This is a genomic window from Streptomyces bambusae, assembly GCF_020532645.1.
Classification (GTDB): domain Bacteria; phylum Actinomycetota; class Actinomycetes; order Streptomycetales; family Streptomycetaceae; genus Streptomyces; species Streptomyces bambusae.
In genome coordinates this window covers 46541-68472 of the sequence record NZ_JAJAUZ010000015.1, presented here as the reverse complement: position 1 = coordinate 68472, position 21932 = coordinate 46541, and the positions used below count along the sequence as shown (strand labels likewise).

The 21932-nt window shown below is 75.0% G+C and carries 19 protein-coding genes and 1 tRNA gene; 10 read left to right on the top strand and 10 right to left on the bottom strand.

Annotated elements, in window-relative coordinates; translation table 11 throughout:
* Window positions 1-723: a response regulator gene (locus LG634_RS13265; RefSeq protein ID WP_226733971.1), complete on the top strand. Its 723-nt coding sequence runs from the start codon at window positions 1-3 to the stop codon at window positions 721-723.
* Between the two features lie 184 nt (window positions 724-907).
* On the opposite strand, the gene LG634_RS13260 is transcribed toward LG634_RS13265, so the two are convergent.
* The 4 genes from LG634_RS13260 to LG634_RS37835 all read right to left on the bottom strand — a co-directional run bounded on the left by LG634_RS13260 (window position 908) and on the right by LG634_RS37835 (window position 6229).
* On the bottom strand, window positions 908-3193 hold the full coding sequence (locus tag LG634_RS13260; RefSeq protein ID WP_226733970.1) for a hypothetical protein: 2286 nt from the start codon (window positions 3191-3193) through the stop codon (window positions 908-910).
* A gap of 2 nt (window positions 3194-3195) precedes the next feature.
* A tRNA-Gly gene (locus LG634_RS13255) sits at window positions 3196-3267 on the bottom strand.
* Between the two features lie 80 nt (window positions 3268-3347).
* A complete protein-coding gene (locus LG634_RS13250; RefSeq protein ID WP_226733969.1) occupies window positions 3348-4238 on the bottom strand; it encodes an NAD(P)-dependent oxidoreductase in 891 nt (296 codons plus the stop codon).
* Window positions 4239-4696: 458 nt separating this feature from the next.
* Window positions 4697-6229 carry a collagen-like domain-containing protein gene (locus tag LG634_RS37835; RefSeq protein ID WP_264203070.1) on the bottom strand — a complete coding sequence of 511 codons (1533 nt, stop codon included), beginning with the start codon at window positions 6227-6229 and terminating at the stop codon, window positions 4697-4699.
* Window positions 6230-6616: 387 nt separating this feature from the next.
* Between LG634_RS37835 and LG634_RS13240 the strand changes: the two genes are divergently transcribed.
* Window positions 6617-6976, top strand: a complete 360-nt coding sequence (locus tag LG634_RS13240; RefSeq protein WP_226733968.1) for a hypothetical protein — start codon at window positions 6617-6619, stop codon at window positions 6974-6976.
* An 84-nt stretch (window positions 6977-7060) separates the two neighbouring features.
* On the opposite strand, the gene LG634_RS13235 is transcribed toward LG634_RS13240, so the two are convergent.
* On the bottom strand, window positions 7061-7438 hold the full coding sequence (locus tag LG634_RS13235) for a VOC family protein (protein WP_226733967.1): 378 nt from the start codon (window positions 7436-7438) through the stop codon (window positions 7061-7063).
* A gap of 257 nt (window positions 7439-7695) precedes the next feature.
* On the opposite strand from LG634_RS13235, the gene LG634_RS13230 reads away from it, so the two are divergent.
* Complete coding sequence (locus tag LG634_RS13230; RefSeq protein WP_226733966.1) at window positions 7696-8466, top strand: SDR family NAD(P)-dependent oxidoreductase; 771 nt, start codon at window positions 7696-7698, stop codon at window positions 8464-8466.
* 99 nt (window positions 8467-8565) lie between these two features.
* Here the strand turns inward: LG634_RS13230 and LG634_RS13225 are convergent, their stop codons facing one another.
* From LG634_RS13225 to LG634_RS37830, 3 genes are all read right to left on the bottom strand, one after another.
* The gene (locus LG634_RS13225; RefSeq protein WP_226733965.1) at window positions 8566-8817 is read right to left on the bottom strand and encodes an EF-hand domain-containing protein; all 252 of its coding nucleotides are present in this window, start codon (window positions 8815-8817) and stop codon (window positions 8566-8568) included.
* 70 nt (window positions 8818-8887) lie between these two features.
* Entirely contained in the window at window positions 8888-10522 is a 1635-nt protein-coding gene (locus LG634_RS13220; RefSeq protein ID WP_226733964.1) for an isovaleryl-CoA dehydrogenase, read from the bottom strand.
* The gene (locus tag LG634_RS37830) at window positions 10506-11183 is read right to left on the bottom strand and encodes a TetR/AcrR family transcriptional regulator (RefSeq protein ID WP_308072474.1); all 678 of its coding nucleotides are present in this window, start codon (window positions 11181-11183) and stop codon (window positions 10506-10508) included. The genes LG634_RS13220 and LG634_RS37830 overlap by 17 nt, the downstream gene beginning before the upstream one ends.
* A gap of 374 nt (window positions 11184-11557) precedes the next feature.
* Between LG634_RS37830 and LG634_RS13210 the strand changes: the two genes are divergently transcribed.
* From LG634_RS13210 to LG634_RS13200, 3 genes are all read left to right on the top strand, one after another.
* The gene (locus tag LG634_RS13210; RefSeq protein WP_372482418.1) at window positions 11558-13504 is read left to right on the top strand and encodes a glycoside hydrolase family 5 protein; all 1947 of its coding nucleotides are present in this window, start codon (window positions 11558-11560) and stop codon (window positions 13502-13504) included.
* 254 nt (window positions 13505-13758) lie between these two features.
* Window positions 13759-15192, top strand: a complete 1434-nt coding sequence (locus LG634_RS13205; protein ID WP_226733963.1) for a glycoside hydrolase family 16 protein — start codon at window positions 13759-13761, stop codon at window positions 15190-15192.
* A gap of 113 nt (window positions 15193-15305) precedes the next feature.
* Window positions 15306-16349, top strand: coding sequence for a LacI family DNA-binding transcriptional regulator (locus tag LG634_RS13200; protein ID WP_226733962.1), 1044 nt, complete (start codon window positions 15306-15308; stop codon window positions 16347-16349).
* Window positions 16350-16391: 42 nt separating this feature from the next.
* Here the strand turns inward: LG634_RS13200 and LG634_RS13195 are convergent, their stop codons facing one another.
* The gene (locus LG634_RS13195) at window positions 16392-17090 is read right to left on the bottom strand and encodes a ribonuclease H family protein (RefSeq protein WP_226733961.1); all 699 of its coding nucleotides are present in this window, start codon (window positions 17088-17090) and stop codon (window positions 16392-16394) included.
* Between the two features lie 39 nt (window positions 17091-17129).
* Entirely contained in the window at window positions 17130-17561 is a 432-nt protein-coding gene (locus LG634_RS13190) for a nuclear transport factor 2 family protein (protein ID WP_226733960.1), read from the bottom strand.
* Between the two features lie 128 nt (window positions 17562-17689).
* Between LG634_RS13190 and LG634_RS13185 the strand changes: the two genes are divergently transcribed.
* The 4 genes from LG634_RS13185 to LG634_RS13170 all read left to right on the top strand — a co-directional run bounded on the left by LG634_RS13185 (window position 17690) and on the right by LG634_RS13170 (window position 21889).
* Window positions 17690-18259 carry a PadR family transcriptional regulator gene (locus LG634_RS13185; RefSeq protein ID WP_226733959.1) on the top strand — a complete coding sequence of 190 codons (570 nt, stop codon included), beginning with the start codon at window positions 17690-17692 and terminating at the stop codon, window positions 18257-18259.
* On the top strand, window positions 18246-19043 hold the full coding sequence (locus LG634_RS13180) for an SGNH/GDSL hydrolase family protein (RefSeq protein WP_226733958.1): 798 nt from the start codon (window positions 18246-18248) through the stop codon (window positions 19041-19043). Before LG634_RS13185 ends, LG634_RS13180 begins: the two co-directional genes overlap by 14 nt.
* Window positions 19044-19148: 105 nt before the next feature.
* Window positions 19149-20069 (top strand): serine hydrolase, encoded by a 921-nt coding sequence (locus tag LG634_RS13175; protein ID WP_226733957.1) that lies wholly within the window; start codon window positions 19149-19151, stop codon window positions 20067-20069.
* A gap of 182 nt (window positions 20070-20251) precedes the next feature.
* Complete coding sequence (locus LG634_RS13170) at window positions 20252-21889, top strand: serine/threonine-protein kinase (protein ID WP_226733956.1); 1638 nt, start codon at window positions 20252-20254, stop codon at window positions 21887-21889.
* Window positions 21890-21932 lie beyond the last annotated feature (43 nt).

The window sequence follows — 21932 nt, the reverse complement described above, 5'->3', positions numbered from 1 at the left end:
ATGGCGGACGCGAGCGCAACTCCGGCCGAGGCGGACCCGGTGACGGTCCTGCTGGTCGACGACCATCCGATGTTCCTGGAGGGGCTGCGCGGGACCCTCCTTCCGCAGGAGGGCTTCCGGGTGGTGGCGGAGGCCTCAACGGCCGCGGAGGCCGTCACCCTGAGTGCGGACCACCGCCCGCAGGTGGTGGTGCTGGACCTGGGGCTGCCGGACGCCTCCGGGATCGAGGTCACCCGGCGGCTGCTGAGCGACCGGCCGGAGGCCCGGGTGCTCGTGCTGAGCATGTCGGACGACGACGACAACGTGCTGGCGGCGATGCGGGCCGGGGCGGGCGGCTATCTGGTGAAGGGGGCGGACCGGGCGGAGATCCTCGCGGCGGTGCGGACCGTGGCGGCGGGCGGCGCGGTCTTCGGCCCGCGCGTCGCGTCCCGGCTGCAGGCGTTCTTCGGGTCGCTGGCGGCGGCACCGGGCCGGCAGGCGTTCCCGGACCTCACCCCGCGGGAGCTGGAGATCCTGGACCTGCTGGCCCAGGGGCTGGAGTACCGGCAGATCGCCCGGCGGCTGACCATCTCGGACAAGACCGTCCGCAACCACGTGACGAACATCTTCACCAAGCTCCAGGTCAACGACCGGGCGCAGGCGATCGTAAGGGCGCGGAACGCGGGGCTGGGGACGGATGGCGGGCCGGCGCAGCCGCAGCCCGCGCCCTCCCCCGAGGGCTGAGGCGCGAAGACGGACGGGCGGCGGGCCGGGGGCGTACCGGAGGGACATCGGGACCTCCCGGGAGCGGGTGCGCCGGAGTCGCGCACCGGTGGGACATGACGCCACCAGTGTCGCGATCCCGGCATACCGGGCACATGAGGCGCGCGCCCCGGCCCGCTCCCGGTTCCGTCTTCCGCGCCGGCCGTCAGCGGCCTGCGCGCTCGCCCAGCAGCCAGTGCCGGCCGGTGGTCCAGCCGAGGAAGAGCCGGCCGGCGCCGGTGTCCGGGCGGCCGCCGCCGGCCGCCTGCCGCAGACCGGTGACGGCCGGGGCGAGCAGGGCCGCGGCCTCCGCCGACGTGCGCGCCGCCTCGGCGTCCAGCCCGCGGAGCACCCGGGCCTGCGCCTCCGGCGGGCACAGCGACAGGTGGAACACCATCTGCCGCCAGGCGTACGCGGCGTCCTTGACCAGCGGCAGCGGCCGCGGGGCGGCCGGGATCCGGGCGGTCGTGCGGCACACGGTGGCGAAGCAGCGCAGCGCGAGGTCCTCCCAGCCGGGCTCGGGGCGGATGCCGACCCGGCTCACCAGGGTGGCGAGGTTGTGCGTGGTGAGGATCTGGGCCTGCTCGACGACCTTGCCGTTGGCGGCGACCGACCAGGAGCGCCCGCCGGTGTCCCCGGCCCGCTCCTGGCACAGCCGGGCGAAACCGGGCGCGGTACGGGGGCGCCGGCCGCGCGTCAGGCCGTCTCCGGCCTCGGCGACGGCGAGGTTGCGCACGGCGCGGTAGTCGATGCCGTAGTAGCGCTCGTACAGCGTGCCGGTGAGGAGTTCCGCGGCGATCCGGGCCGCGGTGAGGAACTTCGGGGCGAAGGTGCCCATGAAGATGTCCGCGGCCAGCTCCTCCGTGAACGGCGCACCGGTGTCGGCCTGGCGGGCGAGGACGGCGAGTTCGCGGACGAGCGGGTTGGGCAGCAGGGTGCCGGGGAACGCCTGGACGGCGAGTTCGCCGAGCCGGCGCAGCGCTGTGTCCGCGTCGGCGTGGGCGTCCTGGCCGCGGCGGTGTCCGGCCACCGCCCGCACCCAGGGCAGCTCTTCGAAGCGGACCTGCGAGGCGAGGTTCAGCAGGAGCAGCGAGCGGCGGTTGCGGAACGCCCGGTAGTGGGCGGCCACCAGGGTGCGCAGGGCGTCGTCCGGGTAGGCCTGGGCGCCGGTGGCGGCGACCAGCTGGGGCACCAGCTCGGCGAGGACCTCGGCCGAGGGCACCAGGCCGCGCTCCACCAGGGTGCCGAGCGGTGCGCTGAGGGCGCCCGACACGACCTGCCGCAGGGCCGCGGGGATGCGGGTGCCGGCGGGCAGCCCGGTGGCGGCGGCCTCGTCGGCGGTCACGTCGGCGACCAGCGGCGCCGTGTCGGCGGCGCCGTCCTGCTGCGGGAGGCCGGACAGGCGGCGCAGCAGGAGCTGGGCGACGGCGTGGTGGGAGGGCAGGGCGGCCTCGGCGGCCTGCCGGGTCCGCAGCCGGGCGTGCCGCTCGGATCCGGGCAGGCCGCGGCGGCGCACCATGGAGTCGACGGCGTGGTGCAGCAGGCCGAGCCGGCGCGGGTCGAGCCGCCGGCCGGCGACGGTCTCCTCCAGGGCGCCGCGCAGGATGCCGAGGTTCTCCTTGGGGCTCAGGTGCTTGGTGCAGCGGGTGTGGGCGGCGGCCAGCTCCCGGTAGCGGGCGAGCAGCAGCTCGCCGCGCCGGTGCCAGCCGGCGTCGGGGGTGCGGCCGCCGGGCGCCGCCTCCAGCCAGTGGCCGAGGAGGGCGTCGCCGAACGGCTGCCAGACGGTGAGCGCTTCGCGCTGCGCCTCGACGGCGGGGTGGGGGCGCCGGCGCCCGAGGGCGGCCGCGGCGTCGCCGACGGTCCGCCGGTGCACGGCCTCGGCGTCGGGCGCGGGGCGTTCGGCGGGGCGCGGGGTGAAGCGGAGCCGGCCGGCGAACGGTTCGAGCACGTCGACGAGTTCGAGGGCGGCGGCCACGTCGCCGGCGCGGGCCAGCCAGGCCACGGTCAGCAGGGCGCCCTCTTCGGGCACGGTGATCTCGTAGCGTCCGCTGTCGAGGAGTGCGTACAGCCGGGCCAGGCCCGGTTCGGTGAGGCAGTGGGCGAACAGGGCGCTGCGGTCGGCGGGGATGCGGGCGCTGCGCGCGAGGTCGTGCTCGTACGGCTGGAGTGGGCCCTCGGCGCTCGCGGCGGAGGTGGCGAAGCCGCCGCGGACGACCTCGGGGGTGACCCAGGCGGGCAGGCCGGCGACGGGGGTGCGGGAACCGATGCGGAGGGTGCCGTCGGCCATGCCGGCGAGGACCTGCCGCCAGCGGTCGGCGCGTTCACCGGCCCGGCGCCGGGTCTCGGCGTCGGTGTGGGTGGTGCCCGTCAGGAAGGCGCGGGCCAGCATGGCCTGCGGGTAGCCGGTCGCCTCGCGGGCGCCGTTCGGGAAACTGCTCAGGTCCTCGTTCATAGCCGACGTGGCAGGTTCTGCCCCTGCGCCCTCCGGGTAGGAAGCCCGGCGCTCTGCTGCTGAGCTACACGTCGTCGGAACGCAGCGTAGGCGGCGGGGCGCCGGGCGGGCGAACGGATTTTCCCGTGCGCGGCGGCGGTGGGGCGGGCCGGGGTCAGCCTTCGGGGGGTGTGTCGAAGCTGGCGAAGTAGGCGGCGGCCATGTCCTCTTCGCCGTGTCCCTGGGCGATGGCGCGCCGCAGCCGGGCGGCGCCGGCGGCGGCCACGTCGAGGCGGATGCCGTGGCGGTCGGCGGCCCGGAGGACGAGGTCGGCGTCCTTGGCGGCGGTGGCCGCGGTGAAGCTCGCCGGGGTCAGCCGGTCCTCCAGGACGAGTGCCGCCTTGGTGCGGAGGTAGCCCATGTCGAGGGGGCCGTCGGCGACGAGGCCGAGGAAGTCCCGGGGGTCCACGCCCAACGCGGCGGCGAGGGCCAGGACTTCGCCGGTGGCGTTGTTGGCGGCGAGGACCCAGCTGTTGGTGACGAGCTTGAGGCGGGTGGCACTGCCGGCGGCACCGTCCTCGCCGGTCCACACCGTCCGGGCGGCCACCGCGTCGAAGACCGGCGCGACGGTGTCCCGGGCCGGGACCGGGCCGGCGGCGATGACGACGAGCCGGCCGGCTTCGGCGGGTTCCCGGGTGCCGAGGACGGGCGCGTCGAAGAAGTCCAGGGCGTGTGCGGCGGCGAAGCCGGCGAGGTCCGGGAGGGCGTCGAGGCCGGCGGTGGTCGACTGCATCCACGCGGCGCCGGGGCGCAGGCCGGGTGCGGCCTGCCGCATGGTGTCGAGGGCGGCGGGGCCGTCGTGGAGCATGGTGAGCACGACGTCCGCGTCGCGCACGGCGTCGGCGGGGGTGCCGGCGAGGTGGATGCCGTCGGCGGCGAGGGGTTCGGCCTTGGCGCGGGTGCGGTTCCAGGCGCGTACGGTGTGCCCGGCGCGGGCCAGGTTGCGGGCCATCGCGGCCCCCATGATTCCGGTCCCGAGCACTCCGACGGTACGGGTGTCTGCCACGGTCACTGCCTCCGTCACCGGCCTCGGCGGGCGGATGCCGGGTGGCTCCGCGGACGCCGTTTCCTGTCGCCCGCGGTGCTGCGGGTCCGGCGTTCAACGGTACTGCGGGCGGAGTGGCCGCGGCGCAACGGGAGGCCGGCCGGCCGGGGGGTGCGGAAGGGCCGGGTGCCGGCGGGGCGACTCGGGGCTCCGCCCCGGACCCCGCGCCTCAAACGCCGGCGGGGCTGGATTCGCCCCCGGGCGGTGGGCCGGCCATCGGGCTGGAATTCGCCCCGGGGTGGCGGTCGGCCGCTGGGCTGGGATTCGTCTCGGGACGGCGGTCGGCTGCCGGGCCGGAATCGCCCCAGGACGATGGTCGGCTGCCGGGCCGGAATCGCCCCGGGGCGGCGGTCGGCTGTCGGGGGTGGACGGCCGGGCGGGGAGTGCGCCCGGCCGTGCACCCGGCTGGTGTGCCCGGGTCAGCAGGCGGGGATGTGGTTCAGGTTCTCGGCGTAGCGGGCGGGGATCCAGCCGCTGCCGTCGGCGAGCTTGTACCAGATCGGGTTGCCCTTGACGTCTTCGCCGTTGACCTTGCAGATCACGCCGACGACGGCGCCGGTCTTGAGCGTGCCGTTGAGCTTGTCACCGCCGGGGACCCGGCGGATGCCGAGGCCGTGGCCCTTGGCGACGATGCGGGCCTGGAGCTTGTCCTTTCCGGGCTTGCCCGGCTTGGCCGGCTTGCCGGGCTTGTGGTCCTTGCCGCACTTGCAGTCGCCGGGCTTGCCCTGCGGGCCCTTGGGACCCTGCGGACCGGTGTCGCCGCGGGCGCCCTTCGGGCCCTGGGGACCGGTGTGGCCCTTGGGCCCCTTGGGACCCTGGGGGCCGGTGTGACCCTTCGGGCCCTGGGGGCCACGGTGGCCCTTGTCACCCTTCTCGCCCCGGTCGCCCTTGTGGCCCTTGTCGCCCTTCGGACCCCGGTCGCCCTTCTCGCCCTTGGAGCCGCGGTCGCCCTTCTCGCCCTGCGAGCCCTTGTCGCCCTTCGGGCCCATGTGCCCCTTGTCGCCGCGGTCGCCCTTCTCCCCGCGGTCGCCCTTCTCGCCGCGGTCGCCCTTGTCGCCCTTGTCACCCTTCGGGCCGCCGGCCGGGCCCGTGTCGCCCTTCGGGCCGCGCTCGCCCTGGGGACCCCGCAGGCCCGTGTCGCCCTGGTCGCCCTTGCGTCCCTGCTTGCCCTGGTCACCGCGGTCGCCCTTCTCACCGCGGTCGCCCTTGTCGCCCTTGTCGCCCTTCGGGCCACCGGACGGGCCCGTGTCGCCCTTGGGTCCCTGGGGACCGGTATCGCCGCGGTCGCCCTTCGGGCCGCGCTCGCCTTGGTCGCCCTTCTCGCCCTGGTCGCCCTTGTCGCCCTTCGGGCCGGGGCGGCCGGGCTTGCCGTGGTGGCCGGGCTTGCCCTCCTTGCCTTCCTTCCCCGGCTTGCCCTCCTTGCCGGGCTTCCCGGGCTTGCCCGGCTCGCCGTCGTCGCCCTTGGGCCCGGTCACCGGCGTGGCCACGGCGAACAGGGCCGGGTGGTCCGCACCCGTGGCCCACTCGCCACCGTCGAGCGTGGTGCCCTCGGCGGCGCTCTTCGCGACTGTGACGGCCACGCCCAGCCGGACCCGGTTCTCGGCCGGGAAGGCGAAGCCGGCACGGGTACCGGCTTCGCAGGTCAACTGCCGTGCGTCGGAGGACCGTACGCACGGGACCCCGGCGCGGTCGCCGTTCCAGTAGAACCGCGCCTCCGGGAAGGTCGTCTGGTCGGGCGCGGTGATCCGGAACGTACGGCTGAAGGCCGGTTCGGCCCCGTTGTCGGCCACGATGACGACACGGCCGGTCTTCCCGGGAGCGATCGAGGGGACGTACGGCTGCGAGAACCGGATGCCGGAGGAGTCGGCCAGGGCCGGCGCCGTCGGGACCAGGCAGGCCGCGGTGACCGCAGCGACCACGAGGGCAGCGGACGTGCAGCGGGATGCAGACAAGTGGGTTCCTCCACAGGGGAAGACGACGGGGCCGGCCGCCTGGACCGTGCGGCTCGGCGGCCGGCCGGAAGGGGTCGGCTCCAGTTAAGGCCCGGCTGCCGGCCGGCGGCGCTCCCGACGCGTTGACGATCACTCGGCTGCCGGATGAACCGCTTACCGGATCGACCAACCGGGCGAGCTTCAACCCGCCTTTCACACAAGCAGATTGACAGGTCAGCAGACTTGCCGAAGTCGTCGCGAAACCTTCACGGTGCGGCCACAAATCGCCGCCGCGCTCTGCCCAAAACCTGACTGTCCGCAGCGATCATCGGCGGATAGTAATGACCCATCACCCGGTACGCCCCGCCGGTCCGGCGGGTACACCGGCCTGTCCGAAAGGGAATTCACGTGATCCGCACCCGTATCGCCGCCGTCGCGGCGGCGGCCGTCACCGCCCTCGCGCTCGGCTCCGCCCCCGCGTCCGCGGCCGGCGAGACCCAGAACGTCTGCGCCAACGTCTACACGCCGGCCGGCTGGGTCGACGTCAACTGGTGGAGCACCGGCCTCTGCGGCCCGACCCTCTCCCCCAACGCCAAGCAGATGAAGAACCTCACCGGACTGCCGGTCGGCACCCAGCTGAACGCCTGCGGCTCCACGTACCCGCCGGCGGGCTGGACGATCGTCAGCTCGTACTACTCGGACGGCTGCCGCTACTTCTCGGTCCCGAACTTCAACCCCAACACCTGGACCATCAAGCGGACTTCCTGATCCGCTGAGGCCACGGGGCCCGCGGCGCTGTACGGGGCGCCGCCGTGGGTCCGTGGTCCCCGCCGGATCGGCCGGATCCGCCGGTCACGCCTCCTGGATGACCGAGAGGACGTTGCCCGCCGGGTCCTTGAACCACGCGATGGCGGGCTCCGGACCGCCGCCGCGGACGACGCCCTTCGCATCGTGCTCGAAGCCCTCGTAACGCTCGATGGCCACCCCCTGGGCCACCAGGGCGTCCACGGCTTCGTCTATGTCGGCCACCGGGAAGTTCAGCACGGTGAACGTGGCCGGCTCGTGGTTGTCCTTGGGGTACATCAGGACCGTGCCGCCTCCCTCCAGCCGGAGGAACAGCATGCCCCGGTCGTCGGACACCGACAGGCCGAGGGTGTCGCCGTAGAACGTCTTCGCCGCTTCCAGGTCGTCGACCGAGAAGCCGCTGAAGGCCCTGCTCGCCGCCAGCATCGCGGCCTCCTTCTCTCACGCCCCCGACGCCTCCTGCGCCCCGCGCCGCTGCGCGGGGATCCGGGCCGTGCGCGGGTACGCACGGCCCACTTCCCATCCTCCTCCCGGAGTGCCGGGCCCGGAAACGCGATGTCGCATTCCCGCCAGCCCCGGCCCCGCGGATCCCGCAGGCTGAGTCCCGTGATCGCCACTCCCGGCCGGGCGCGCGTCACCGTGTCCCGCGGATCTTCCGCATCCTGTGACGAAGAGGAACGAGCATGTCTGCACGCATGTCCGCACGGCTGGAATCGAAGGTGTTCGTGATCACCGGCGGCACCTCCGGCATCGGACTGGCGGTGGCCCGGCGGCTGGTCGCGGAGGGCGCCGCCGTCGTCCTGGGCGCCCGCCGCAAGGACGTCGGCGAGGCCGCCGCCGAGAGCCTGCGCGCCGGGGGCGGCCGGGCACTGTTCGTGGCCGCCGACGTGACCGTGGAGGCCGGGGCGGCGGAGCTGGTGGCGGCCGCCGTGTCCGCGTACGGGCGGCTGGACGGGGCGTTCAACAACGCCGGCGGGATCAACGCCGGCGGCCCGCTGACCGGCATCGACACCGCGGACTGGGAGGCCGAGATCGCACAGAACGCGACGAGCGTCTTCCACTGCCTCAAGCACCAGCTGCCGGAGGTGCTCCGGACCCGCGGCTCGATCGTGAACAACGCGTCCAACCTGGGCGTGGTCGGCTTCGCCGGGGTGGCGCCGTACGTGGCCGCCAAGCACGCGGTGGTGGGGCTGACCAGGGCGGCCGCCCTGGAGGTCGCGGAGCGGGGGGTGCGGGTGAACGCCATCACCACGGGCGGCGTCGACACTCCGCTGTCCCGCGGCACCATGATCACCAGTGAGGAGGCGGCGGCGCAGATCGCCGGGCTGCACCCGGTGAACCGCATCGCGCAGCCGGAGGAGATCGCCCCGCTGGTGGCGTTCCTGCTGAGCGACGAGTCCTCGTTCGTGACGGGTGCGGCGCTCGCGGTCGACGGCGGGTTCACCGCGCGCTGAGCCGCGCCGTCGGCGGCGGTGCGGCCGAGGCGGAGGCAGAGGCGGAGGCGGACCGTGGGGTCCGCCTCCGCCTGCGCGGTGCCGGTGGGGCGGGTGGCGTCACCAGCCGAAGCGGCGGTCCACCTCGCGCTCGAACTCCTCGAAGGTCAGCACCGCGTCGCCGTCGGCGTTCGCGGCGTCGAACAGCGCCGAGGACGCATCGGCGTCACCGAGCCCCCAGAACGGCAGGTCCCCCTGGGCCGCGAGGGTGGGCCCCTTGCTGCGCAGCGCGGAGATCACCTCGGCGCGGGTGAGGCTGCCGTCGTGGTTCAGGTCGAGCGCGTCGAAGAGCTTCCGTGCCTTCTGACTCATCACATGGTCCTTTCCGATGCACGGCAAGGGTACGGCCAGAGGGCGCGGGTGCAGTGACGGGGGGGGAGGGTCAGGCGGGCTGTGTGCGGGCGCGGTCGAGGATGGCCTCCGTGTCGATGCCCGTGGGCAGGGTGCCGTACGCGTGGCCGTGCCCGGCGCCGAGGCGGGAGGCGCAGAAGGCGTCGGCGACGGCGGCGGGGGCGTGCTGCTGGAGCAGTGCGCCCTGGAGGACGAGGGCCATGGTCTCGGCGATCCGGCGGGCCCGGTACTCGGCTTCGGCGGGGTCGGCGAGCTGCTTCTGCAGTCCGGCGACGGCCTCGTCGAGGTACCGGTCGGTGCCGGCCGCCCGGCCCGCTTCGGCGAAGAAGGCCTCGACGGTCTCGGGCTGCCGGACCATGGCGCGCAGCGCGTCGAGGGCGGCGACGTTGCCCGAGCCCTCCCAGATGGAGGACAGCGGGGCCTCGCGGTAGAGGCGGGGCATGCCGGAGTCCTCGATGTAGCCGTTGCCGCCCAGGCATTCGAGGGCTTCGGCGGCGTGGCCGGGGACGCGCTTGCACACCCAGTACTTGGTGACGGCCAGGCCCAGGCGGCGCAGCAGCGCTTCGTCCCCGTCGCCGCGGGCGACGCGGTCGGTGGCGCCCGCGAGGCGCAGGGCCACGGTGGTGGCGGCCTCGGATTCGAGGACGAGGTCGGCGAGGACGTTCCGCATGAGCGGCTGGTCCACGAGCGCCTTGCCGAAGGCCCGTCGGTGGGTGGCGTGGTGCAGCGCGCGGACGGCCCCGAGGCGCAGGGCGGAGGCGCCGCCGAGGACGCAGTCGAGGCGGGTCATGTTGACCATCTCGATGATGGTGGAAACGCCGCGCCCCTCCTCGCCCACCAGCCAGCCGAAGGCGTCCTCGTACTCGATCTCCGCGGAGGCGTTGGAGTGGTTGCCGAGCTTGTCCTTGAGGCGCTGGAGGTGCAGGCGGTTGCGGGTGCCGTCGGGCAGGACCCGCGGCAGCAGGAAGCAGGACAGGCCGCCGGGCGCCTGCGCGAGGGTGAGGAAGACGTCCGACATGGGGGCGGACGTGAACCACTTGTGGCCGGTCAGCCGGTACGTGCCGTCGCCCGCGGGGACGGCGGTGGTGGTGTTGGCGCGGACGTCGGAGCCGCCCTGCTTCTCGGTCATCGACATTCCGGCGATGAGGCCGCGCTTGCCTGCGGGGGCGCGCAGGCCGAAGTCGTACGTGCGGGAGGCGAGCAGCGGCTCCAGCCAGTCGGCGAGGGCGGGGGTGGTGCGCAGCGCCGGGACGGCGGCGTACGTCATGGAGACGGGGCAGGAGTGGCCGGCCTCGACCTGTCCCCAGACGACGAACTTGGCGGCGCGGGCGACGTGCGCGCCGGGGCGGTCCTCGGCCCACGGGGCGGCGTGCAGGCCGTGGGAGACGGCGGTGTCCATGAGGCGGTGCCAGTACGGGTGGAACTCGACCTCGTCGATGCGGTGGCCGTACCGGTCGTGGGTGTGCAGGACGGGCGGGTTCTCGTTGGCGAGGCGGCCCCAGTCGGCGGCTTCCCCGGTGCCGGCGAGGACGCCGAGTGCGTGCAGCTCGGGCAGGGCCCAGTCGGCGCCCTCGCGGGCGACGGCGGCCAGCAGGGCGGGGTCGGCGGCGACGTCGTGGCCGTGGTGCGGGGGCACCTGGTTGGTGACCTCATGCGTCTGCGGCATCGTGTCCTCCAAGGGCACGCAGGGTGAAGGTGATCAGGCCGGGGATGACCTCGGCGGGGTCGGCGTCGCCGTCGGCGAGCGGGCCGACGAGCGCTTCGGCGATCGCGCCGACGAGGGCGGCGGCGGTCAGGTCGGGCGACTGGTCGGGGAGTTCACCGGAGGCCACGCCCGCGGCGATCTGACGGGCGTACAGGTCGCGGAACGCCCGGCGGAAGACGAGCCGTTCGGTGTCGACGGCGGGGTCGGCGGGCTCGGCGAGCAGGGCGAAGGCGCGGCGGGGGGCCTGGAGGGCGCGGGCGGCGAACACGTGGGTGGCGGCGGCGACGCGGGTGGCGGCGCCGGGTGCCGGAGCGCTGTCCGCGGCCGGTCCGGCGCCGGCGCCGTCGCCGGCGGCCTCGGTGGCGGCGGCGGCTTCGGTGGCGGCGGCGACGGCTTCCAGTTCGCGGGCGACGAGGGTGCGGAAGAGGGCGGCGGCCAGTTCGGACTTGCCGGAGAAGCACTGGTAGACGCTGCCGGTGGAGATTCCCGCCTCGGCGGCGATGGCGGCGACGGAGCAGCCGGCGTAGCCCTCGCGGGAGAGCAGGCGGACGGCGGCGTCGAGCACGGTGTCCTTGCGGGCGTCCAGGCGGGCCTGTACGGAAGGGGGGCGGCGGTAGGGCACGGAAGAATTGAAGCACCGATTCATTGCTTCAGACCAGCCCCTGACCGCGCGGCGCCTCCCTTTGCGGGGCTCCGCCCCACCCCGCGCCTCAATCGCCGGCGGGGCTTGTTTTCGGGGGTCCGCCCCGGACCCCGGTCCCCAAACGCCGGACGGGCTGGAGTTGCCCCGGCGGGTCGGCCAGCCGGGCGGGCCCCCTTGGAAGGGGCTCCGCCCCGGCGCCCCCGGTCCTCGAACGCCGACGAGGATGGACTTCGGGGCTCCGAGTGGGTAGTGGTGGAGGCGACTCGTCGGTAACTTGGGCGGGCTCGTCACCGAAGCCCGGGCCGTCCCCGTCCTCCGGCCCCCTCACCGAGGCAGGTTCCGTGATATCTCCCGTGACTGCGGCGCGCCGTCTGGCCGCCGTGGCCGCACTGCTCGCCGCCGCCTGTGCCACCGCACCCGCGCCGGCCCTCGCATCACCCGCGGCGTCCCGGCCCGCTCCCGCCGCCGCACCGGTGGACGCACCCGGCGCCGCACCCGGCCAGGCCCTCGCCGCCTCCTGGGCGCCGCCCCTGTCCACCCGTGGCCGCTACGTCGTGGACGCGCAGGGCAACCGGTTCCGGTTGCGGTCCGGGAACTGGGACGGGGCCCAGGGGTCCTGGTCCGGCTCCGGGGACATCGGCGACGCGGCCTCGCACCACGCCGGGCAGAACGCCCACGGCATCCCGCTCGGCCTCGACCGCGCCCCGATGCCGGCGATCATCGCCGATCTGCACCGGCTCGGCCTCAACAGCATCCGGCTGCCGTTCTCGAACGAGATGCTCCGCACCACCCGCCCGGTGCCCGACGCCGCGGTGGCCGCCAACCCGGCCCTGCGCGGGAAGACCCCGCTCCAGGTCTTCGACGCGGTCGTCGCCGCCCTGACGGCCGACGGCTTCGCCGTGATCCTCAACAACCACACCATCACCACCCGTTGGTGCTGCGCCCTGGACGGCAACGAGCGCTGGAACACCGGCCAGACCACCCGGGCCTGGGCGGACGACTGGGTGTTCATGGCCCGCCGCTACCGGGACAACCCGAGGGTGGCCGGCGCCGACCTCTACAACGAGGTCCGCCGTACCGTCCTCGACGACCCCAACTGGGGCCTGGGCGACGACCACGACTGGTACGCGGCCGCCCAGGAGGCCGCCGACCGGATCCTCACCGAGGCCAACCCGGACCTGCTCGTCGTCATCGAGGGCATCAACTGGACCGGCATCCCGGTGGACGGCTTCCCGCACGGCCGGCCGACCCTGACCCCCGCGCGGACCCTGTCCCACACCCTGGCCGTCTCGGGCAAGCTCGTCTACTCCGCCCACTTCTACGGCTACACGGGCCCGAACCACAGCGGCGCCACCGGCATGGGCGAGACCCACGACCCCCGCTACCAGGACCTGACCCCGGCGGAGCTGGAGCGCGTCCTGTACGACCAGGCGTTCTTCGTGTCCGCCGAGACCGGGTCGCACTTCGGCGCACCCGTCTGGATCAGCGAGTTCGGGATCGGATCCGACGAGCAGAACACCGCCCCGCGCTCCTGGTTCACCCGCTTCACCGCGTACCTGACCACCGCCGACGCGGACTTCGCGTACTGGCCGCTCGTCGGCTGGGCCGGGCACGACAGCTGGGCCCTGCTCCGCTACGACACCTCCGGCGCCCGCAGCGGCGTCCTGGACGGAGGGGACTGGCGGGCCGCGCCCTGGACCGCCCTCGTCACGACGGCCGGCCGTACCGGCCCGGTGGCCAAGGCCGCGTCCTGGGACCTGCTGACCACCGACCACCGCGACCACGTGCAGTCGCTGCGCACCCGCGCCCAGGGCGACTGGGACAGCGGTGCGCGCAAGGCGGTGTGCCCCGACGGGCAGCGGCTCGTGGGCCTGAGCCACTCCGGCGGCCGGGGCCTGTGCACCGACGCGCCCGCCCTCGGCGACCTGCGGGCCGCCGGGAACACGCAGACCGTGGTGTGGGACGAGCGGTACGTCCCGGCCGGCGGCGACTGGGCCGGCGGGTACACCAAACTCCAGTGCCCGCCGCAGCAGTTCCTGATCGGCTACAGCCGGCGCGGGGACCGGACCTCCGCCGCGCTGTGCGTACCGGCCCGTGAGCAGCTGGGCACGGCGGGCCGCACGGTGTGGTTCGACCGCGGCGACAACCGGCCGGCCGGATCGCCCGGGGCGGACTTCGCGTACGGGCACTACAAGGGGCAGTGCGGCACGGACGAGTACGCGGCCGGGGTGGCCTTCACCACCCGGGTCGGCTCGCGCGGCCTGCCGGACGCCCTGCTCTGCCGCCGCCTGGCGCCCTGACCGGCCGGTCCTTCCCACGCCGGAACCCACGCCGAACCCGCGCCCCGGGACCCCGCACCGCCGCGGGTCCCGGGGCGCACTGGCGCCATGAAATGAACTCGCTTGCACAGCAGTGCAGTTGACGTCTCCAACTCTTGACGCCCGGCACCCCGCGGAGGACAGTGTCCAGCGGCGCGCTTGAGAGCGCTCTCAGAACGGTGACCGCGCTCGTGCGCCCCCGGACCGCGCCTCGCGGCGCCTCAGAGAGGTGACTCATGCGTCAGACCCCAGGCAGCACCCGGGCACCGGCCCGGCGCACCCTGCTCGCCGCGCTCGCCACCGCGGCCGTGACCGTCGCCGCTGCCGCCGCGGCGGCCTTCGGCACGGTGTCCGCGCAGGCCGTGGCCCCGTCGGCCGCGGTCTGGACCGAGGTGTTCCGCGACGACTTCGACGGGCCGGCCGGCACCGGAGTGAACACCGGGCTGTGGCAGTACACCACGGGCACCAGCTACCCCGGCGGCCCCGACCGCTTCGGCACCGGCGAGATCGAGACCATGACGTCGAGCACCGCGAACGTCTCCCTCGACGGCGCCGGACACCTGCGCATCACTCCGCGGCGGGACGCGGCCGGGAACTGGACCTCGGGGCGCATCGAGACCCGCCGCGGCGATTTCGAACCCCCGGCGGGCGGGGCGCTGCGCGCCGAGGCCCGCATCCAGATGCCGAACGTCACCGGTCCGGCGGCGAAGGGGTACTGGCCGGCGTTCTGGATGCTCGGCACCCCGTACCGGGGCAACTGGTGGAACTGGCCGGGCATCGGCGAGCTGGACATCATGGAGAACGTTCAGGGTCTGAACACGGTGTGGGCGACGATGCACTGCGGCACCTCCCCGGGCGGCCCGTGCAACGAGACCTCCGGCATCGGCGGGCAGCGGACCTGCCCGGGCGGGACCTGCCAGGCGGGCTTCCACACGTACGCCGTGGAGTGGGACCGGTCGACCGCGGTGGAGCAGATGCGGTTCTCCGTCGACGGGACGGTCTTCCACACCGTGCGGGCCGACCAGGTCGACGCGACGACGTGGGCGAACGCCACCCGGCACGGCTACTTCCTGATCCTGAACGTGGCCATGGGCGGCGGCTTCCCCGACGCGTTCGGCGGCGGGCCGGACGCCGGTACCGAGCCGGGCCACCCGATGGTCGTGGACCACGTCGCCGTGCTGCGCACCGAGGGCGGGTCCACCACCCCGCCGACCACTCCCCCGGCCACCCCGCCCACCACACCGCCGGCCGGCAGCCGGGACGCGTACGCCGCCATCCAGGCCGAGTCGTACGACGCGCAGGCGGGGACGGTGAAGGAGACCACCGCGGACAGCGGCGGCGGCCAGAACATCGCGGCGGTCGGCAACGGCGACTGGGTGCTGTTCAAGGGCGTGGACTTCGGCTCCGGCGCCGCGGCCCGGCAGTTCCTCGGCCGGGTGGCGAGCGGGGCGGCCGGCGGGGTCAGCGGGCTGGTCGAGGTGCGGCTGGACAGTCGCGGCGCGGCGCCGGTGGGCAGCTTCTCGGTGGCGAACACCGGCGGCTGGCAGAACTGGCGGACGGTGCCGGCGAACATCTCCGCGGTCACCGGCACGCACGACGTGTACGTGACCTTCACCAGCGGTCAGCCGGCCGACTACGTGAACGTCAACTGGGTGTCGTTCGGGCGCTGATGCGCACCCGGGCCCGGGCCGCCGCGGATTCGCTCCCGGCGGCCCGGCTCCGCGCACTACCCTGCTGTCCGGTGGCGATCAGGCCGCCGGCCGGCCCGCAGGGAGGAGCGCCCGTGCCCGATCCGCTCGCCGGTGACCGTCCGACCCTGGAGGCCGTGGCGGCCCGGGCCGGGGTGTCGCGGGCCACCGTCTCCCGCGTGGTCAACGGCGGCGACGGGGTCCGGGCGCCGCTGGCCGAGAAGGTCCGTACGGCCATCCGCGACCTCGGGTACGTTCCGAACCCGGCGGCCCGGACCCTGGTCACGCGGCGCACCGGGGCGGTCGCGGTGGTCGTCGCGGAGCCGGAGGCGCGGATCTTCGCGGACCCGTTCTTCTCCCGTCAGATACGCGGCATCAGCCGGGAACTCACGGCGCACGACACCCAGTTGGTGCTGATGCTGGTCGAGGGCCGGGAGGACTACCCGCGGATCGGGCGTTATCTGGCCGGGGGCCATGTGGACGGCGCGCTGGCCTTCTCCCTGCACGCGGACGATCCGCTGCCGGGGATCACCCGGGCGGCCGGGCTGCCGACCGTGTTCGGCGGACGTCCGGGGTGGACGTCCACCGGACCGGCGGACGGGGGCGTCACCTACGTGGACGCGGACAACCGGGGTGGGGCCCGGGACGCCGTCCGGTACCTGCTGGCGCGTGGCCGGCGGTCGGTCGCGCACATCTCGGGTCCGCTCGACCAGACCTCGGCGGCCGACCGGCTCGGGGGCTACCGGGACGTGCTGCCGGACGGCGATCCGGGGCTGGTCGCGGAGGGCGATTTCACCCCGTCGGGCGGGGCCCGGGCGATGGCCGCCCTGCTGGAGCGGCGGCCGGGGCTGGACGCGGTGTTCGCGGCGAACGACCTGATGGCCACGGGTGCACTGCGGGTGCTGCGCGAGCGCGGCCGGTCCGTCCCCGCGGACGTGGCACTGGTCGGCTTCGACGACGCCGAGGTGGCGCGGACCGCCGACCCGCCGCTGACGACCGTACGCCAGGACATCGAGGGCATGGGCCGGACGATGGCCCGGCTGCTGCTGGACCGGCTGGCGCCGGCGGGCGCCCGGCCGGGCCGGCCGCCGGCGCCGGTGGTCACCCCGACGGTCCTGGTGCCCCGCGCTTCGGCCTGACCGCCGCCCGAGCAGCCGCGCGGCCGCCTCGGCGGACGCGTCTCAGCCGGCGGCGGCGGTGCGGCAGTCGGGGTGGCCCCACCGGGTGCCGACCTTGGCGATCTGCTCGCCGGCGGCGTACTGGCGGCCGCACGGGCAGGTGCCCTTGAACTTCGCCTTGAGGGTGCGCGCGGTGCCGCCGGATCCGGTGGAGGTCTTGCGGGCGGGAGCCGCGGCCGGCTTGCGGCGGGCCGGCGCGCTGTGTTCCGGTGCGGGGACCGGCAGGGTGGCGGTGCCCAGGGCGGTGCCGGCCGGTTCCTGGCTGACGGCGGCGTCGCTGGCGGCCTGGTCGGCGATCGCGTTGAGGTGGTCGCCGTCCTCGCGGTGGGCGGGGACGTAGCGGAACTCGACGTCGCGGTCGGCCAGCAGGGCGTCGATGCTCTCGACGAGCTCGCGGTTGGCGACGGGCTTGCCGCCGGCCGTCTTCCAGCCGTTGCGCTTCCAGTTGGGCAGCCACTGGGTGACGGCCTTCATGGCGTACTGCGAGTCCATCCGCACCTGGAGGGCCGTGCCCGGCTCGACGGCCTCCAGGAGCCGCTGGAGGGCGGTGAGTTCACCGACGTTGTTGGTGGCGCGGCCCAGCGGTCCGGCCTCCCAGCGCTCGGGGCGGCCGTCGGTGTCGGCGATGACCCAGGCCCAGCCGGCGGGGCCGGGGTTTCCCTTGGCCGCCCCGTCGCAGGCGGCGATGATGCGATCTGACATCCCTCGATGATGCCCGACCGCGGCACCGCACCCGTACGGTCAGCCGGCCGCGGGCGCGAGGCCGTCCTCGACGAGGCCGGCGAGGACCGCCTCCCCGAGGGCGTGGACCGCGGACTTCGGGCGCACCATGACCGTGAACTCCTTGATCCGGCCGTCCTCCGCGAAGTGCAGCAGGTCGATGCCGTGGATCTCCCGGCCGCCGGCGGTCGCCCGGAAGAGCAGGACCTCGGACGGGGCCTCGGTGCCGTCGGCGCCGGTCTCCGCGGTGCCCTCGTAGCCCCCGACGTAGCGGAAGTCCTCGAAGGTGCGCAGCAGGACGCCGAAGAGGCCGAGCACCATGGGGCGGCCTTCGAACGGGGTGAACTTCACGGGGCTGTACAGGCGGACGTCCTCGGTGAACAGGTCGTCGAGCGCGGCGAGGTCGCGCTTCTCGACGGCGGTGCGGAAGCGCTGTGCGGCGGATGCGGACACGGGTCCTCCCCAGAACGGACACTCAACAATGTGACTAGTCAGATTGTTGAGTATGCTCAGCAGGGCCGGCCCCGACAAGAGGCCCCCGGAACCTCCCGGGATGCGGGGCGGCGGGAGGAGAGGGTCCGATGGCCTTGCGGCACGCCGTCCTGGCGGCACTGCTCGACGAGGAACTCAGCGGGTACCAGCTGGCCAAGGCGTTCAGCGTGGGCGTCGCGAACTTCTGGCACGCGCTGCCCCAGCAGCTGTACGCGGAACTCGCCCGGCTGGAGCGCGACGGACTGATCGCGGGCCGGGAGGTGGTGCAGGACACCCGCCCGAACAAGCGCCTGTTCACCGTCACGGACGCCGGACTGGCCGAGCTCGACGCGTTCGCCGCGGCCGCCACCAAACCCTCGTTCCTGCGCGACGACCTGGCCGTCAAGGTGCAGGCGGCCGACCACATCGACAGCGCGGTGCTCATCGGGCAGCTGGCCGAGCGGGCCGAGATCGCCCGGGCCAAGGCCGACCTGTTCGAGAACCTGCTGCGGACCATGCGCGGGGCGGCCGAGGAGGACGACTTCCTGCGGCACGGCACGCGCATCGGCCCGTACCTGACCTGCCTGCGCGGACTCGCCTTCGAGCGCGGCAACCACGACTGGTGCCTCCGCACGATCGGCATCCTCAAGGCCCGGGAGGCCGCCCGTGTCCGCCCCTGAACCGCGCTTCCTGCGCTACGTGGCCCTCGGCGACAGCCAGACCGAAGGGCTCGGCGACGAGGACGGCACCGGCCGCCCGCGCGGCTGGGCCGACCGGCTCGCGGAGGAGCTGGCCCGGCAGCAGCCCGCTCTGGCGTACGCCAACCTGGCCGTACGGGGCCGCCTCGCCGGGGAGGTCCGCAGCGGGCAGCTGGCGCCCGCGGTGGCGCTGCGCCCGGATCTGGCCACCGTGGTGGCGGGGGTCAACGACATGCTGCGGCCGCGGTTCGACGCGGACGAGACCGCAGGCCACCTGGAGGCGATGTTCGCGGCGCTGACCGGGCAGGGCGCCCGGGTGGCCACCGTGACCTTCCCCGACCCGGCGTACATCTCGGCCCTCGCCCGCCCGCTCGGCTCCCGCGTCGCGGCGCTGAACACGCGGATCCGGGCGGCGGCCGGGCGGCACGGCGTGGCGGTCGCGGAGACCGCGGACCACCCGGTCGTGACGGATCCGCGGCTGTGGAGCCGGGACCGGCTGCACGCCGGCCCGATCGGCCACGCGCGGATCGCGGCGGCCGTCGCCGAGGCGCTGGGACTGCCGGGCAGCGGCGACGCGTGGACCCGTCCGCTGCCGCCGCCCGCCGTCCCCTTCCCCACCGGGCTGCGCGCCGCACCCGGTGAGCTGCGCTGGGCGGCCGGGTTCCTCGGCCCGTGGCTGGGCCGGCGGCTGCTCGGCCGGTCCTCCGGGGACGGCCGGACGGCGAAGCGGCCGGAGCTGCTGCCGGTGGCGCCCGTGCGGACTTGAACAATTTTTCGGTTCGGGTGCAACCTTTCAGTGGGCCCACGAGTCATCTCCTCAGGAGTGCGCGCGAGCGCACTCGCTCGCTCCACAGGGGATGGGAAGCCTCCAATGACTCACCGGATATCCCGGCGCGCCCGCGTGCTGACCACCGGCCTGGCGGCCGCCGGGGTGCTCGTACCGCTCGCAGCGGCCGCGCCCGCCTCGGCCGCGGCCCCGACGGTCGCCTGCACGTCAGCCAAGGCCGGACTCGCCGCGAAGCTCCAGAAGGACATCACGGCGGCCATGGCGAACCGCAAGGGTGCCATCGCGATCGGACTGTACGACCGCACCACGAAGACCACCTGCACCTTCCGCGCGACCTCCGCCTACGACTCGGCGAGCGTGGTCAAGGTGACCGTCCTCGCGGCCCTGCTCTGGGACGCGAAGAAGACGAACCGCTACCTGACGCAGCGCGAGGCGGACCTCGCCACCGCGATGATCACCAAGTCCGACAACAACGCCACGACGGCGCTGTGGCGGCAGCTCGGCCTGACCAAGATCAAGGGCTTCCTGACGGCGGCCGGCATGACGACCACCGTGCCGGGCGCCAACGGCTACTGGGGCCTCACTCAGATCAACGTCAAGGACGAGCAGCGCCTGCTGTCGCTGATCACCGCCAAGAACACGGTGCTCAGCGACAACGCCCGCGCATACATCCTGAAGCTGATGAACAAGGTCGTCGCCTCGCAGCGCTGGGGCACGCCCGCGGGCGCGCCGTCCACGGTGAAGGTCCACGTGAAGAACGGCTGGCTGCCCCGGGCCACGCACGGCTGGCGGGTCCACAGCGTCGGCGCGTTCCAGGGCGGCGGCCACGACTACCACATGTCGGTCCTGACCCAGGACAACAGCTCGATGGAGTACGGCGTCGCCACCATCCAGGCCATCGCCAAGGTGATCCACAAGGACCTGGTGCCGACCACGCTCGCACCGCAGCGGCTCACCCCGCCGGCCAACCCGACCGAGGCGATCCCGCCGGTGCCGGCGTCGTAGCGGGCGGTTTCGAAGTACCGTCGGACGGGCGGGACTTCGACCGAAGCGTCCGGTCCGGGCAGGTTCCCGGGCGGGGCTGACGAAGGCCCGGAGGCCCTCCTCGTGCGGGGGCTTCCGGGCCTTTGGCGCTGGTCGGCACGCGTGCGGCATCATGTGCGCATCCGACGGAGGGGGAGGCGGGCGTGTCGCAGGGGGCTCCGCGCAACAGCACGGTGATCGGCGGACGGTACCGCCTGGAGCAGCCGCTGGGCCGCGGCGGGATGGGCACCGTGTGGCGGGCCACCGACGAGCTGCTGGGCCGCCGGGTCGCGGTCAAGGAGCTCCACGTCGAGGGCGGGGCGAGCGCGGCGGGCGCGCTGCGGGAGGCCCGGGTCGTCGCCCGGCTCCGGCATCCGCACGTGGTCGTCGTGCACGACGTCGTGGAGCACGACGGGCACCCGTACATCGTGATGGAACTGGTCGACGGCGGCTCGCTCGCCCACCGGCTGGCCACCCGGGGGCCGCTGGACCCCGGCGAGGCCGCCCGGGTCGGGCTCGCGCTGCTGGGTGCGCTGACCGCCGCGCACGCGGGCGGGGTGCTGCACCGGGACGTGAAGCCGGCGAACGTGCTGCTGGAGGCAGGCAGCGGCCGGGTGGTGCTGACCGACTTCGGGATCGCCCGGCTCGCCGGGGCCACCACCATCAGCGAGAGCCGCGCGTTCGTGGGCTCGCCGGAGTACACCGCGCCCGAACGGATGCAGGGCGGCGAGGCCGGTCCCGCGTCCGACCTGTGGTCGCTGGGCGCGCTGCTGTGCGCGGCGGTCAGCGGCGAATCGCCGTTCCGCCGGGACTCGCTCGGCGGCATCCTGCACGCCGTGGTGTTCGACGTGATCCGCCCGCCGCAGGAGCTGGGCCCGCTGCTGCCGGCCGTACGGGGGCTGCTGGAGCGGGATCCGGAGCAGCGGCTGACGGCGGCCGGGGCGGAGCGGCTGCTGACGGAGTGCGCGGAGTCGGCGGGTCCGGGCGGCCGGCCGGTGGTCCACACCCCGACGGAGGCGGTGCCCGCGGCGGCCTCCGGTGCCCCGACCGAAGCCCGGCCGGTGGCCGTGGACCCGGGCGCCGGGGACGGGCCCGCATCCGACGGGACGACGCAGCGGGACGCGCAGCGGCCGGGGCGACGGATGCGGCTGGGGCTGATCGCCGCGCTGGTCGCCTGTACGGCCCTGGGGGCAGCCGGCGCGGCGGCGCTGCTGAACGGCGACGACGGCAGGGGGGCGGGGGCCGCCGGGCCGGGCGCCACGCGGGCGGCCGGGGCGGCGCCGGGGCGCACCGCCCCGCCCGGTGCGTCCGCGCCCACGCCGGGAGCCGTCCCCCCGTCCGCACGGGCCGTGCCCCCCGGCTACCGGTTCGTGCCCGACGCGGCGGGGTTCGGCCTGGCGGTCCCGGAGGGCTACCAGCGGGCCACCGACGACCAGCGGGTCTTCTACCTGTCCCCCGACACGGCGATCCGGATCGGCGTCAAGGTCCGGATGCCGGTGCCGGGCGGACCCCTGGAGGTCATGCAGGCCGCGCACCGCGACGGGCCGGACACCAACCGCGGCTACCGCGGCGGGCAGGTGGTGGCGACCACACACAACGGCATGCCGGCCGCCCGCTGGGAGTTCTCCTGGAACGGCTTCTCGGCCGCCGAGGGCCCCCGGCACACCGTCGACGTCTGCTGGGAGGAGAACAGCCGGCTGTACGACCTGTGGGTCTCCGCGCCCGTCGGGCGGGTCGACGAGGCCACGCGCCACTTCGATGCCGCGCTGGACTCCTTCGTCGCCACCGTCGGGAGCCGCTGAGCGGCCGCCGGGACCGGCCGGGCGGGCGTGGGGATCCGCCGGG